Source organism: Pseudomonas sp. GW-45, from assembly GCF_056896675.1.
The window spans coordinates 2,093,720-2,107,985 of the sequence record NZ_CM167674.1 but is presented as its reverse complement, the minus strand read 5'-3'; the positions used below and the strand labels follow the sequence as shown (position 1 = coordinate 2,107,985).

Here is a 14,266-nt window from a genome sequence, read left to right as displayed (position 1 = left end):
GTCAACTTTGTCGAGCTTCTTCACGGAATTAGAATGGCTAGGGACCATTTAGTTCGTTTGATTTCACCGCGGGCAGATGTTTGATGCGCAAACGCAGTCTGTATTGTAGGCCGGAGTTTGGGTGCATTGGCGCGCATGCAGTGGCTGGCACAAGTATTGCTGTTACTACCCTGAGCCGGCGATCGAGATCGGTGAGGGGGGAACTATGTCGACAGCATTGGATTTCATGTTGGCGGCCCGGCGCAGTGAAATGCAGGGGCTGCAAGCGTTGGCGCTTACCTGTCAGCTAGTCGGTAAAATCAGTCGCTTGGTGCATGCGCTACAACGTGAGCGCGGTTTCTCAAATATGTATCTGGGTGGGCAGTCCGAGCGTTATTTGCAATCGTTGGACGAGCTCTCCGAGACAGCGATTCGCCATGAGAACGCGGTACGCAGCGCTTTTGATGGTATGGATCTGGAACGCAGTTGCGGCGCCGACAAGGCGCGCCTGCTTACCCGGGTTGCTTTTGTGTTGCACAGCTTTGACGGCTTGACGGCATTGCGCAGCCGCGTGCGTGCGCAGCAAGTAGGTGCTCAGGAGGCTACGCGCAGTTTTACTCGTTTGGTTGCGGGCCTGCTGGCAGTGGTATTCGAGGCTGCGGATACGGCAGTCGACCCGCATATCACCCGCACATTGGTCGCTATGTTTAATTTCATGCAAGGCAAGGAGTTGGCCGGTCAGGAGCGGGCCATTGGTGTGTCCGGCTTCGTAGCCGGTTACTTCGATCAGGAGCAGTGCGGCAAGCTGAGCTTTCTTGAAGACGCGCAACGGCGTTGTTTTGAGACCTTTCTGGAGTTTGCTGATCACGACAGCAAAAGCGCCTGGCTGACGCTGTGCAGCGAGGACTTAGTGGGCGAGATTGCACGTTTGCGGCTGGTGGCCGCGCGCACTACTGAGCGCAGTAGGGTGCATGCCGCCATGGGTGAGCTGTGGTTTGAACTAACTTCGCAGCACATCGACAGCATGAAGCGCGTTGAAGATGATTTGGCCGACAAGCTACAGGCGATGTGTGAGCACAAGACGCAGCAGGCCAAAGCCGATTTGGACAGTCAGCGCCGTTTGCTCAAACGGTTGAACAGTCTTGATGACGAGATCAATACGCCGTCAACCCGCTTGTATAACGTGCAGGCCACTGAGCTAGAACCCCTGCCGGGTGAGCGCCTTGGCAGCCACATGCAACGCTCGGTTTTGGAGGTGCTGCACGAGCAGACCGTGCGCTTGCAGCAACTACATGATGAATTGGAAAGCGCCCGCCGCAGCCTCAGCGAGCGCAAGGTGATTGAGCGCGCAAAAGGTGTGCTAATGACCCAGCAAGGTCTGAGTGAAGAAGAGGCCTTTCGCGCCTTGCAAAGCGCCGCGATGGAGCGCAGCCAAAAGATCGGCGATATTGCCCAGACAATCCTCAATTACAACGAATTGCTGCAGACCCCGCTACGTAAACCGCAGCGCTAATCTTCTGCACAGTGCTGGCGCGCACGCCCTAAAATTGCCCGTTTGTGGGCGCTAAAGCCTTCTGGTTGACGCTCTGCAGCAAAGTCTCTACTCTTCACGGCTGCTTCAGGTTCCCTCTATTTAAAGAGGGTGAAACTGGGAAGCCGGTGCGTCTGCTGTGCAGACAATTCCGGCGCTGCCCCCGCAACGGTAAGCGACGTTCGCCACACGGCGATGCGCCTGACATAACCACTGTGCTCAGCATGGGAAGGTTCAGGACGCAGGATCAAATGATCCAGTCGCAAGCCCGGAGACCGGCCTGTTGCGAATCACAACGGTGCGGTGGGCGCTGTAGGTGCGCGGCCCTCCTATGCTTGTTGCCGTTCTCCTGCCTCCGTCACTGTTATTCTCAGTCAGTGTCGTGCGGGTGGGTACGACGGAGCAATTAAGCAGTATGAAAACCTTTTTCCGTGCCCCTGTAGCATTCGGCCTTGTTGGCCTGTCTTCTCTTTCTTTTGCGCATACCCTTAACCTGGAAGATCAGGTTGTCACTGCTACTCGTACCGCGCAGAGCGGTGCTCAGAGCATTGCTGCGACCAGCGTATTTGATCGCAACGACATCGAACGTCTGCAGGTCACCAGCGTGGATCAACTGCTACGTCGGGTGCCAGGCGTTAATGTGGTCAATACCGGCGGGCCCGGTAAGAACACCACCATCAGCATTCGCGGGGCTAGCACCAATCAGGTATTGGTACTGATTGATGGCGTCCGTATTGGTTCGGCAACCACCGGTGACGCGGCGTTGCAGAATTTGCCGGTAGAGCAGATCGAACGTATTGAAGTGGTGCGTGGAGCGCGTTCCAGCCTTTATGGGTCCGAGGCGATTGGCGGGGTGATCCAGATTTTCACTCGCCGTGGCGGTGACGGCGGGGCGCAACCCTATTTCTCTACTACGGTTGGCAGTGCTCAGCACCTGGCTGGCAGTGCCGGCGTGTCGGGTGGTGACGACAAAGCCTGGTACAACCTGGGCGTTAGCAGTCTGAAAGACGAGGGCATTGATGCGCGGCCCTCGCGTGAAGTAGATCACGATGGCTATCGTGAAATGTCAGCCAACCTGAGTGGTGGCTATCGCTTTGCTAACGGCCTGACGCTCGACGGTAATCTGCTGCAGGTCGACTCCCACAACGATTATGACTCCGGTCTTGATGCCAATGCCGACAACGTGACCAAAGTTTACGGCGCGCGTGCCCGCTTTGCGCCATTGACCGCCTGGGATGTGACTCTGCAGGCTGGTCGCAGTGAAGATAAGACCGATACCTTCAACGGCAACGTCTTCAATACCCGCATCGATACCCGCCGCGATAGCTTCGGTTGGCAGAATGACCTGCATATCGCTGAAGGACAGTTGCTGACGCTGGGCTACGACTGGTTGTACGACGAGGTGAACGGCACTGGCAGCTTTGCCGAAGACAGCCGTGAGAATCAAGGCGTTTACGGACAGTACCTCGGGCAGTTCGGACGTCATGAGGTGCAGTTAAGTGTGCGCCATGACGATAACGAGCAGTTCGGTGCACATAACACCGGTAGCCTTGGTTACGGCCTACAGTTAAATGACCAGCTGCGCTTTACCACCAGTTATGGCACCGCCTTCAAAGCGCCTACTTTCAACCAGCTGTATTACCCCGGCTTTGGTAACGAGAACCTGGAGCCTGAAAGCTCCAAGAGTCTTGAAGCAGGCCTGCAGGGCTCGCATGAATGGGGCAACTGGTCAGCAACGGTGTTCAAGAACGAGATTGAAGACCTGATCGCGTACTTCAACAGTGGTGCGGGCCTACAGGCGCAGAATATTGATGAGGCTTCGATCAAAGGCCTTGAGCTCGAGGCTGCGACTCAGCTGTTGGGTTGGAGCTGGCAGGGCAACCTAACCCTACAAGACCCGCAGAACAAATCCAGCCGATCCGGTCAGGGTGATCTATTACCGCGTCGCGCGGAGCAGATATTCAATTTGGATGTTGATCGCCGCTTTGGGCGCATCGGGCTGGGCGCCAGCCTGCACGCCGAGGGCCGTCGCTGGGACAACGCATCAAATACCACCGACTTGCACGGTTACAGCACCCTCGACCTGCGCGCGACTTACTGGCTGAGCCATGCTTGGCGCGTGCAGGCGCAGGTAACCAATCTGTTTGATACTGAATATGAAACCGCAGCAACTTACCAGCAGCCGGGTCGTGCGGGGTATCTGACCCTGCGTTATCAGGCTATGTAGGTTCTGCTGGACTATCACGCGTGCCGGTTCAGGGGAGTCGGCAGCCTGAGGCGTCTGTAGTCAATTTGATTACAGGCGTTTCGCTGTTTCAATGAGGAGAATGAATGTGCTGAACCTGTCCAGAACGACCCAGCTTTACATCGGTATTGCGCTGATAGCCTTGATGGCCATGACGCGCGGCAGCCACTTCCCGCTGCAAAACCTACCCAGCGCCTCGTGGGCGGTATTCTTTCTTGCAGGTGTGCTGCTGCGACCCAAGTGGGTTTTTCCGTTGTTGTTTGCTGAAGCAACGCTGATCGACGTGGCTACCGTTGGCTGGATTAATGCGGGGCACCATTGCATGACTGTTGCTTACTGGATGCTGGTGCCGGCGTATGGCGCTCTTTGGTTTGGCGGGCGTTTGTATGCAGGTTGGCATCGTGAACAGGCAGGTTCACTTGCGATTCTTGTGCCGGTTATGGCCATCAGTGCGCTGGTTTGTCAGCTGTTTTCCAGCGGCGGCTTCTACTTTTTCTCCGGCCGTTACGAGTCACCTACGCTGCTAGGCATGTTTGAGCGGATTGGCCATTACTACCCCCAGTACCTAAGCACGCTGGCGCTTTATGTGGGCATTGCGGTAGTGCTCTATATCGGCGCCCGCAGCGCCCAGGTGCTGCTCAATAAGCAGAGCCGTCAGGCATGAGTGAGCAGGACCACACACGCGATGAGCGTCACCGTCTGCGCATGCAGCGTAAGAAAGCGGTGGTCGATGACAAGATTGCCGTGGCACAGCAAGAGCGCGGCGTGCTGCTGGTACTGACCGGTAACGGTAAGGGCAAGAGCAGCTCTGGTTTTGGCATGGCTGCGCGGGCGCTGGGCCACGGTATGCGCATTGGCATCGTGCAATTCATCAAGGGCGCGAAGAGCACCGGCGAGGAAAACTTCTTTCGGCGTTTTCCTGAAGAGGTGCGTTATCACGTGATGGGCGCGGGCTTTACCTGGGAAACCCAGGATCGTCAGGACGACATAGCCAAAGCCGCAGCCGCCTGGGCAGTAGCGGTTGAGCTGATGCGCGACCCCGATGTGACGCTGGTTTTGCTCGATGAGCTGAATATCGCGCTCAAGTACGGTTACCTGCAACTGGATCAGGTGATTGCCGATATCCAGGCGCGGCCAGCTCATCAACATGTGGTGGTCACCGGGCGCGGTGCACCGCCGGCACTGGTGGACGCCGCCGATACCGTGACCGAAATGGGTGTGGTTAAACATGCCTTCAAAGCAGGTATCAAGGCACAAAAGGGAGTTGAGTTTTGAGTATGCGACAGTGTCCGGCGGTATTAATAGCAGCGCCTGCCTCAGGTCAGGGCAAGACCACAGTGACGGCCGCATTGGCGCGCATGCATCGTCAGCTAGGCCGCAAGGTACGGGTGTTCAAGTGTGGTCCGGATTTTCTTGATCCCATGGTGCTTGAAGTCGCCAGCGGCGCGCCGGTACACCAGCTGGATTTGTGGATGGTCGGACTGGAGCAGTCGCAGCGCTTGCTCTGGGAAGCAGCAGGTGAGGCTGATCTGATCCTGATTGAAGGGGTCATGGGGTTGTTTGATGGCACGCCTTCAGCGGCTGACTTAGCGCGCCAGTTCGGTGTCCCGGTATTGGGCGTGATCGATGGTTCAGGCATGGCGCAAACCTTTGCCGCCATGGCATTTGGCTTGGCCAAGTTTCAGCCTGACCTGGCCTTTGCTGGCGTGTTAGCGAACAAATTGGGCAGCGCTCGCCACGGCGAGATTTTGCGTGACAGTCTGCCGGCAGATATTCGTTGGTTTGGCGCGTTGCCGCGTTCAGCCGATATCGCCTTACCAAGCCGGCATCTGGGACTGGTGCAGGCCGCCGAGTTGGCGGATCTCGATGCCAGGCTGGATGCTGCCGCAGCAGCGCTGGCGCAAAGTGTTGAGAACGCGCTACCTGAGCCGGTGAGTTTTGCGGCACCGCAGCCGCGACAAATTGAGCCCTTGCTGGCGGGCGTTAGTATTGGTGTGGCGCGCGATGGCGCCTTTGCTTTTGTCTATCAGGCCAACCTGCAGTTGCTGCAGGCAATGGGTGCGGAACTGGTGTATTTCTCGCCGTTGAATGACAGCAAGTTGCCAGAAGTAGACAGCTTATATCTCCCCGGCGGCTACCCGGAATTACATGCCGCGCAGCTCTCTGGCAATAAGGCGATGCAGGCAGAGATCGCCGAGCACCATCTGATGGGCAGACCCATGGTGGCTGAGTGCGGTGGCATGCTGTATTTGCTAGACAGCCTGACTGATCTGCATGGCGAGCGCTTTGAGATGGCGGGGCTGCTCAGTGGCGACGCGGTCATGCAGAAGCGTCTGAGCGCGTTGGCCTTACAGTCGGTCGAGCTGCCTGAAGGGACACTGCATGGGCACACCTTTCATCACTCGCAGTTGACGAGTGACATGCAGCCATTAGTGCGCGGTGATTGCCCCAATTATCACCGCACGGCTGAGGCGGTCTATCGCGTCGAACGTTTAACCGCGTCCTATGTGCATTTTTATCTGCCGGGTAATCCACAGGCTGCGGCGGCGTTGTTTCGCCCATGACCGCCAGCCACGCCTATTCAATCGCCGAGCGTGATGCTGTGTATCGCGTTATTCGCGAGCGGCGGGATATGCGTCACTTCGTTGCGGGTGAGGTGCCGGAAGAGTTGTTGCAGCGCTTGCTGCACGCCGCGCACGACGGTCCCAGTGTCGGCTTGATGCAGCCTTGGCGGTTTATCCAGATACGCAAACCGCAATTGCGCGAGCAGATTCATCAATTGGTAGAAGAAGAGCGCCAGGTCACGGCAGCGGCATTGGGTGAGCGGGCAGACGAGTTTATGCGTTTAAAAGTGCAGGGCGTGTTGGAGTGCGCCGAGCTGTTGGTTGCTGCGTTGCCGGATGGCCGCGAAGCGCACGTGTTTGGCCGCCGCACGCTGCCCGAGATGGATCTGGCCTCGCTTGCCTGCGCTATTCAGAATCTCTGGCTGGCTGCCAGGGCCGAGGGGCTGGGGATGGGCTGGGTTTCCTTGTTTGACCCACAGGCGTTGGCTGCCCTTTTGAAATTACCCGAAGGCGCTAAGCCGGTAGCGGTGCTTTGCCTCGGTCCGGTGGCGGAGTTCTATTCGCAGCCGATGCTGGTGCAAGAGCAGTGGGCCAAAGAGCGGCCCTTATCCGACCTGCTGTATGTCGATCACTGGGGAGCGCAAGAATGAGTCATGACACTGTTTTGAATGGCCCGCAGCGCATCGCCTGCCTGTCTACTGAAACCTGCGAAGTGCTCTATCTGCTTGGCGAGCAGCAGCGGATTGTCGGTATATCCGGTTTTACCTTCCGGCCGCCCCAGGCGCGCAAAGACAAGCCCAAGATTGCGGCTTTCACCAGCGCCAAAATAGACGAGATCCTCGATCTTAAACCGGATCTGGTGCTTGGCTATTGCGACCTGCAAGCCGGCATTGTGGCTGATCTGGCACGTGCTGGGCTGGAAGTGCACCTGTTCAATCAGCGCAGCATTGCCGGCATTCTGCGCATGATCTCGACGCTGGGCGCATTGGTGGGCGCTCCCGAGCGCGCAGCAGAACTGGTGGCCGAGTTGGAAGATGGCATGTTGCAAGTGCGCAATGCGGCTAGCGGCATCAAACAACGCCCACTCATCTATTTTGAAGAATGGAATGAGCCGCTGATATCCGGCATCGGCTGGGTCAGCGAGTTGATCGAACTGGCTGGCGGTAAAGACTGCTTCGCTGAGCTGGCTGCTATGCCCGGTGCCAAGCAGCGCATCATCGCTGATCCGCAGGAAGTCGTGCGCCGCGCACCGGACATCATCATTGGCTCATGGTGCGGCAAGCGTTTTCGACCTGAGCAGGTGCGTGAGCGTGCCGGTTGGCAGAGGATACCGGCCGTCAAATCCGGGCAGCTGCATGAAATCAAGTCCGCAGATATTTTGCAGCCGGGCGTAGGTGCGCTAACCGATGGCCTGCAGCACCTGTCGCGCATCATCTCCGATTGGCGTGCTGAATGAGCGGTTTGCTGCCAGCGGCCTTGTTGGCAGTGCTGCTGGATCGGCTGCTAGGTGAACCGGCGCGCTGGCATCCGCTGGTAGGTTTCGGTCGGCTGGCGCACTACCTTGAGCGACGGCTCAACCAGCAGCCCAGTATTAGTAAGGGGACTCTGGCGTGGCTATTAGCCGTAATGCCGTTGACGCTCATGACCTACTGGCTGGCAACATTGCCCTGGTTTGGTTGGGCGTTCTCCGTGCTTTGTTTGTATCTCTGTCTGGGTGGGCAGAGCCTGGTGGCGCACGCTAAACCGATTGCAGATGCGCTGCTCAGCGCTGACTTGCCGTTGGCGCGAGAGCGGGTCGGGCGGATTGTTAGCCGTGATACCGGGCAGTTAGACGAGGAAGGTGTCGCGCGTGCCACCGTCGAGTCAGTTCTTGAAAACGGTAGTGATGCGATTTTTGCAGCGCTGTTTTGGTTCCTGCTACTGGGTGCGCCGGGCGTTGTGCTGTACCGCTTGAGTAATACGCTTGACGCCATGTGGGGTTATCGCACACCGCGCTTTCTATTGTTCGGTCGGGCCGCTGCGAAAATTGATGATGCGCTTAACTACCTTCCCGCGCGCTTGGTCGCGCTTAGTTATAGCCTCTGTGGAAACGCAATCTCAGGCTGGCATAGCTGGCGCACTCAGGCCCCGAGCTGGGATAGTCCCAATGCCGGGCCGGTGATGGCTGCTGGCGCCGGTGCGCTTGAGTTGCAGTTGGGCGGTGCCGCTGTGTATCACGGCAAGCTTGAGGAGCGACCTGCGCTGGGCTGCGGCGTACCACCAAAAGCGCAGGATATTTCGCGTGCACTGCAACTGGTACAACGCAGTCTGCTGCTCTGGATGCTGATCCTGGTCCTCCTGTGGGCGCTCACTTATGTGTGAACCGACTGATGCTTGAGCATGGCGGACGGCTACGCAGCGCAGCCAGAGAGTTTGGCCTACCGCTGGAACAGTGGCTGGATTTATCGACTGGGCTGGCTCCCTATCACTGGCCGATACCGCCGCTCGCGCAGTCGGTTTGGAGCCGTTTGCCGGAAACGGACGACGGTCTCAGTGAACTGGCTGAACACTATTACCGCGTGCCGCGCGCTTTGGCGGTCGCCGGTTCACAGGCAGCCATTCAGGCATTGCCCCTGCTGCGTAAACCAAGCCGCGTGGGGATTCTTGAGCCGACGTACGCAGAGCATCGTCTGGCTTGGCAGCGTGCCGGACACGAGGTGCGCAGTGTGAGCGTTGCATCACTGTCAGATGCTCTGGATCAGCTGGACGTGCTGGTTGTGGTTAATCCCAATAACCCGACCGCGCAATCGCTCAGTAGTGAGTTGCTCCTGAGTTGGCACCAGCGGTTGGCGGAGCAGGGCGGCTGGTTGGTGGTGGACGAAGCTTTTATGGACCCGACACCCAACCTCAGTTTGGCACCGTCCAGCCAGCTGCCGGGGTTGATAGTCCTGCGCTCGCTCGGCAAGTTTTTTGGGCTCGCGGGTGTCCGGTTGGGTTTTGTTTTGGCGGCGCCAGAGTTGCTGCTGGCGCTGGAAGAGCATCTGGGGCCTTGGGCTGTAAGTGGTCCGGCCAGGGCAGTCGGCAAATTAGTGTTAGCGGACAGCCGCACTCAGGAGCTCTGGCGTAGACGTTTAATGATAGACACCGCGCGCCTGGATCAGTTGTTGAATGACGCCGGTCTGCAAAGCGGCGGGGGTTGCGGATTGTTTCAGTGGCGTGAACTGGAGCAAGCACAGGCAAAGAGGCTTTACGTCGCTCTAGCCCAGCGTGGCGTATTGGTTCGCCTGTTTAAGGATATTGCGGGGTTACGCTTTGGTTTGCCGCGCTCGGAAGGTGAGTGGCAGCGATTGGAACATAGCTTGCTGGAAAGTCTGAAGGAGTTGGCATGAGCAGTTTGATGGTGCAAGGCACCACCTCGGATGCGGGTAAAAGTACGCTGGTCAGCGCGCTGTGCCGTTGGTTGGTACGCGAGGGCGTGAGGGTCGCACCATTCAAACCGCAAAATATGGCGCTGAATGCGGCGGTGACCGAGAGCGGCGGCGAGATCGGCCGTGCTCAGGCGGTGCAGGCACACGCCGCACGCATCAGCCCACATACCGATATGAACCCCATTCTGCTCAAGCCCAACAGTGATGTGGGGGCTCAAGTGATCATTAACGGGCAGCCAATCGGCAATATGGACGCAGTGGCTTATCACGCTTACAAACCCACGGCCATGCAGGCAGTGCTGGCAGCGCATCGTCGCTTGAGTGAGCGTTACCCGGTGATTGTGGTGGAGGGTGCAGGCTCCCCCGCAGAAATCAATCTACGCGAGGGCGATATCGCCAATATGGGTTTTGCCGAGGCGGTGGACTGCCCGGTGATTATAATCGCCGATATTGATAAAGGCGGCGTATTTGCTCACCTGGTTGGCACACTTGAGCTGTTATCAGACAGCGAGCAAGCGCGAGTGCAAGGTTTCGTAATCAACCGCTTTCGCGGCGATATCGCGCTATTGGAGCCGGGTTTGCGCTGGCTGGAGGCACGCACCGGCAAGCCAGTGCTGGGCGTGTTGCCCTATCTGCATGACCTGCATTTGGAGGCTGAAGATGCGGTCGATACCCGACAAGTGGCCAAACGGGAAGAACGCATCAAAGTAGTGGTGCCGGTGTTGCCGCGCATCAGTAACCACACCGACTTTGATCCGTTGCGGCTGCACCCCCAAGTAGAACTCGAGTTTGTCGGGCCCGGCAAGCCGATACCTATGGCGGATTTAATCATCTTGCCGGGCTCCAAAAGCGTCGCAGCGGATCTGGCTTTTCTGCGTGAGCAGGGTTGGGATACAGCTCTGATCAGGCACCTGCGTTACGGCGGCAAGGTGCTGGGTATCTGTGGTGGTTTCCAGATGCTCGGCGAGCTACTGGCCGATCCGCTGGGTCTTGAAGGGCCGGCCGGCAGTGTGCCAGGGCTTGGGTTGCTAGATATGCAGACCGAACTGCGCGCAGCAAAACAGCTGAGCAATGTGACCGGCATACTGGCTTTCGATCAGGCCAGCGTGAGCGGCTATGAGATTCATGCTGGGGTCAGTCAGGGCCCTGCGCTCAGACGGCCGCTGGTTTATTTGCATAATGGGCTGGACGGCAGCACCTGCGACGGCGCTATCAGCGAGGACGGCCAAGTGGCTGGCACCTATCTGCATGGCTTCTTTGAGCAACCCGCGGCGCAACAGGCGATATTGCGCTGGGCTGGTCTGGTTGAAGCAGAGGGGCTGGACTATGCGGCGCTGCGTGAACGCGATCTTGAGCGTCTGGCTGATCTGGTCGAAGCCCACATGGATACCGAAAAACTGCGTCTACTCTGTGGTTTAAGCTATGCATGAATTGATTCTGGGTGGCGCCCGCTCGGGTAAGAGCCGGTTGGCTGAGCGGCTAGCGGTTGAGTCTGGCCTCCCGGTGACCTATATCGCCACGTGCCAGCCACGCGATCAGGAAATGGCCGAGCGGGTAGCGCGCCACAGTGAGCGGCGCCCGGCAGAGTGGGGGCTGGTGGAAGAGCCGTTGGCGTTGGCCCAAGTACTACGTGAACAGGCTGCACCAGGGCGTTGTTTACTGGTGGATTGCCTGACGTTATGGCTAAGCAATTTGCTGCTCAGCGCAGACAGCGAACATTGGCTACGCGAGCGACAGCAGCTATTCGATTGCCTGCCGTCTTTACCTGGGCGGTTGATTATGGTCAGTAATGAGACGGGCTTGGGCGTGGTTCCCATGGGAGAGCTGAGTCGCCGCTTCGTGGATGAGTCGGGTTGGTTACACCAGCAGTTGGCCGCGCACTGTGACCGGGTAGTGGTCTGTATTGCGGGCTTACCGCAGACCTTAAAAGGAGAGAAGGTGTGAGTGAAGCCTGGTGGCAAGCAGCAGCACGTGTTTCTGATGGAGGCCGGCGAGCACAAGCGCTGACGCGACAGACGCAACTCACCAAACCGCAAGGGGCGCTTGGCAGGCTAGAGCAGCTAGCCGTCAATCTGGCAGGTTTGCAGGGGCGTAGCCAGCCCTCAGTTGAGCGTATCTGGATATCCATCTTCGCGGCTGATCACGGCATCGCGCAGGAGGGCGTTTCGGCCTATCCGCAGGAAGTGACCGGCCAGATGCTGGCAAACTTTGTCCAGGGAGGCGCCGCCATCAGCGTATTGGCGCGGCATCTAGGGGCTGAACTCGAACTGTTGGACCTGGGCTTGGCGCACGAAGTGGCTGCATTACCCGGCGTGCGCCACCTGAAGATAGCTGCAGGCACCGCCAACTTTCGACATCAATCTGCTATGACTAACGTGCAGTGTGCGCATGCGCTGTTGGCCGGTCGTGATGCAGTGTTGCGCAGTGTCGAGAACCGCATGGATTTGTTTGTCGGTGGCGACATGGGCATTGGTAATACCAGCAGCGCCTGCGCGCTCGCCAGTTTGCTGCTCAATCAACCGGTGGAGCGCTTGGTTGGTGCCGGCACGGGCATGAAAAGTGGTGGATTACAGCACAAAATTCGGGTGATCGAGGATGCGTTGAAACTGCATCGCCCACACATCAAATCGCCACTGGATGCCTTGACGCGAGTCGGCGGGTTGGAGATAGCCGCGCTGGCTGGAGCCTATGTAGCGGCAGCGCAGGAGGGTGTGCCCGTATTAGTGGATGGCTATATTTGCTGTGCTGCCGCACTGTGCGCGACGCGCATGAACCCCGGTGTGGCTCCTTGGTTAATGTACAGCCACCGCAGCGCCGAACCCTGCCACCAGCAATTGTTGGATGCGCTGGACGCCGAACCTTTGGTGGCCTTGGAGATGCGCTTGGGCGAGGCCAGCGGTGCGGCCGTTGCGGTGCCCTTGTTACAAGCAGCTTGCCGCCTGCATAACGAAATGGCGACCTTTCAGGAAGCAGCAGTTTCAGGCAGCTTACAATGACGGTACAGCTGGATTTTTTGCGCCACGGTGAAACCGAACTGGGCGGCGGTTTACGCGGCAGTCTAGATGATCCGCTCACCGCGTCGGGCTGGCAGCAAATGGACCAAGCAGTGGCGGTCGCATCAGGGTGGCAAGGTATTGTCAGTTCGCCATTGCAGCGCTGTGCGCGTTTTGCCGAGCACTTAGCAGAGCAGCGCGGCTTGCCTATTGAGTACAACGCCGATCTTCGTGAGCTGCACTTTGGCGAGTGGGAGGGCAAGCACCCGCGCGATTTGATGCTTACCCAGGCTGATGAATTAGGGCGGTTCTGGGCTGACCCTTATGGCTACACACCACCCGGTGCTGAGCCGATGCGGGACTTTGCCGCGCGCATAGACGCAGGGCTGCGGGTCTTGCATGAAGCGCACGCTGGCCAACGTCTGTTGGTGGTGTCGCATGCTGGGGTTATGCGGCTGCTGTTGGCACGTGCACGCGGGATGAAGCCTGCAACCTTGCTGCAGGTGGTGGTCGGCTATGCGGAGCTGGCGCGGCTAAAATACGATCCGCAGCAAGGGTTGAGCGAGGTCATGGGATGATGCCGTTCGCGCTGGCTCTGCAGTTTCTCACCCGTTTGCCGGTGCGGTTGCGGCGTGCTCCTAGCCCGCAAGAGAGCGCTGAATCACTGCTTTGGTATCCCTTGGTTGGCGTAGTGCTGGGCGCACTGCTGCTATTGGTAAACGAGCTGCTAGCCGGTGTTGATGCCTCGCTGCGGGCCGCGTTGTTGCTCGCACTCTGGGTTTGGCTGAGCGGGGGGCTGCACTTGGATGGATTGGCAGATACCGTAGACGCATGGGTCGGTGGTTACGGCGATCGCGAACGCACCTTAGCAATAATGAAGGATCCGGCCTGCGGCCCCATGGGCGTACTTGCGCTCCTGTTCTGCCTGCTGCTGAAATACTGCGCACTGGTTCTGCTGTTGCAACAGCATTTCTGGAGCCTATTGTTGATTACGCCGTGGCTCGGGCGGTGCTTATTACCGCTACTGCTACTGATCACGCCTTATGTTCGCGCTGGCGGTCTAGGTGAGAGTCTGACTAATGACATACCAAGGTTGCGGCTGCAGCTGGTGTTATTGCTGAACGCAGCCTTGCTTTTGTGCTTTGGTATGGCAGGTCTATTGGCTTTGTTAGTTGCAGCTATATTGACCTGGTATTGGCGTCGGCTGTTGATTAAACGCCTTGGCGGTACCACCGGCGATACTGCGGGTGCTTTGCTTGAAATGGCAGAGTGCGCGGTGCTGGTGATTGCTGCCGTGCTGTTGCTTTAGTCCTCTTTGATGTATGACGTCTGGAACTTTATCGAACCAATTTCATCAGAATGTCATGTGGCGTGGCTAACGTGAATATTGCGGTAGCAGTACGTCATCAACATAAAGAAGAAAAGGGAGTTATCAGATGAGCGACTATCTTGAAGAGCTGATTGAGCTGCAATCTCAGCAACGCGAAGATGCAGTAGAAGACGCTGAAGAGATGTGATTCTCTTCATGCGTTTTCTCTAAAAGCGAT

At 58.1% G+C, this 14,266-nt stretch carries 14 protein-coding genes and 1 riboswitch; all 14 genes read left to right on the top strand.

The window, feature by feature from the left end; translation table 11 throughout:
- Positions 1 to 205 precede the first annotated feature (205 nt).
- The 14 genes from AC1XYH_RS09535 (at position 206) to AC1XYH_RS09470 (ending at position 14,028) form a co-directional block, all read left to right on the top strand.
- The gene (locus AC1XYH_RS09535; protein WP_483322979.1) at positions 206 to 1,492 is read left to right on the top strand and encodes a nitrate- and nitrite sensing domain-containing protein; all 1,287 of its coding nucleotides are present in this window, start codon (positions 206 to 208) and stop codon (positions 1,490 to 1,492) included.
- Between the two features lie 90 nt (positions 1,493 to 1,582).
- Positions 1,583 to 1,808, top strand: a riboswitch (cobalamin riboswitch).
- Positions 1,809 to 1,925: 117 nt separating this feature from the next.
- A complete protein-coding gene (btuB, locus tag AC1XYH_RS09530; protein ID WP_483322978.1) occupies positions 1,926 to 3,737 on the top strand; it encodes a TonB-dependent vitamin B12 receptor in 1,812 nt (603 codons plus the stop codon).
- A gap of 106 nt (positions 3,738 to 3,843) precedes the next feature.
- Positions 3,844 to 4,419, top strand: coding sequence for a hypothetical protein (locus AC1XYH_RS09525; RefSeq protein ID WP_483322977.1), 576 nt, complete (start codon positions 3,844 to 3,846; stop codon positions 4,417 to 4,419).
- Complete coding sequence (cobO, locus tag AC1XYH_RS09520; RefSeq protein ID WP_483322976.1) at positions 4,416 to 5,030, top strand: cob(I)yrinic acid a,c-diamide adenosyltransferase; 615 nt, start codon at positions 4,416 to 4,418, stop codon at positions 5,028 to 5,030. The genes AC1XYH_RS09525 and cobO overlap by 4 nt, the downstream gene beginning before the upstream one ends.
- A 2-nt stretch (positions 5,031 to 5,032) precedes the next feature.
- Positions 5,033 to 6,319: a cobyrinic acid a,c-diamide synthase CobB gene (locus tag AC1XYH_RS09515; RefSeq protein WP_483326343.1), complete on the top strand. Its 1,287-nt coding sequence runs from the start codon at positions 5,033 to 5,035 to the stop codon at positions 6,317 to 6,319.
- On the top strand, positions 6,316 to 6,969 hold the full coding sequence (gene bluB, locus AC1XYH_RS09510) for a 5,6-dimethylbenzimidazole synthase (protein WP_483322975.1): 654 nt from the start codon (positions 6,316 to 6,318) through the stop codon (positions 6,967 to 6,969). Before AC1XYH_RS09515 ends, bluB begins: the two co-directional genes overlap by 4 nt.
- Positions 6,966 to 7,775, top strand: coding sequence for a cobalamin-binding protein (locus AC1XYH_RS09505; protein ID WP_483322974.1), 810 nt, complete (start codon positions 6,966 to 6,968; stop codon positions 7,773 to 7,775). Before bluB ends, AC1XYH_RS09505 begins: the two co-directional genes overlap by 4 nt.
- An 8-nt stretch (positions 7,776 to 7,783) precedes the next feature.
- A complete protein-coding gene (gene cbiB / locus AC1XYH_RS09500) occupies positions 7,784 to 8,680 on the top strand; it encodes an adenosylcobinamide-phosphate synthase CbiB (RefSeq protein ID WP_483326342.1) in 897 nt (298 codons plus the stop codon).
- Between the two features lie 8 nt (positions 8,681 to 8,688).
- Positions 8,689 to 9,687: a threonine-phosphate decarboxylase CobD gene (gene cobD, locus AC1XYH_RS09495; protein WP_483326341.1), complete on the top strand. Its 999-nt coding sequence runs from the start codon at positions 8,689 to 8,691 to the stop codon at positions 9,685 to 9,687.
- Complete coding sequence (locus AC1XYH_RS09490) at positions 9,684 to 11,156, top strand: cobyric acid synthase (RefSeq protein ID WP_483322973.1); 1,473 nt, start codon at positions 9,684 to 9,686, stop codon at positions 11,154 to 11,156. Before cobD ends, AC1XYH_RS09490 begins: the two co-directional genes overlap by 4 nt.
- Positions 11,149 to 11,670: a bifunctional adenosylcobinamide kinase/adenosylcobinamide-phosphate guanylyltransferase gene (gene cobU / locus AC1XYH_RS09485; RefSeq protein ID WP_483322972.1), complete on the top strand. Its 522-nt coding sequence runs from the start codon at positions 11,149 to 11,151 to the stop codon at positions 11,668 to 11,670. Before AC1XYH_RS09490 ends, cobU begins: the two co-directional genes overlap by 8 nt.
- A complete protein-coding gene (cobT, locus tag AC1XYH_RS09480; RefSeq protein ID WP_483322971.1) occupies positions 11,667 to 12,722 on the top strand; it encodes a nicotinate-nucleotide--dimethylbenzimidazole phosphoribosyltransferase in 1,056 nt (351 codons plus the stop codon). The genes cobU and cobT overlap by 4 nt, the downstream gene beginning before the upstream one ends.
- The gene (gene cobC, locus AC1XYH_RS09475; protein ID WP_483322970.1) at positions 12,719 to 13,297 is read left to right on the top strand and encodes an alpha-ribazole phosphatase family protein; all 579 of its coding nucleotides are present in this window, start codon (positions 12,719 to 12,721) and stop codon (positions 13,295 to 13,297) included. The genes cobT and cobC overlap by 4 nt, the downstream gene beginning before the upstream one ends.
- Entirely contained in the window at positions 13,294 to 14,028 is a 735-nt protein-coding gene (locus tag AC1XYH_RS09470) for an adenosylcobinamide-GDP ribazoletransferase (RefSeq protein ID WP_483322969.1), read from the top strand. Before cobC ends, AC1XYH_RS09470 begins: the two co-directional genes overlap by 4 nt.
- Positions 14,029 to 14,266 lie beyond the last annotated feature (238 nt).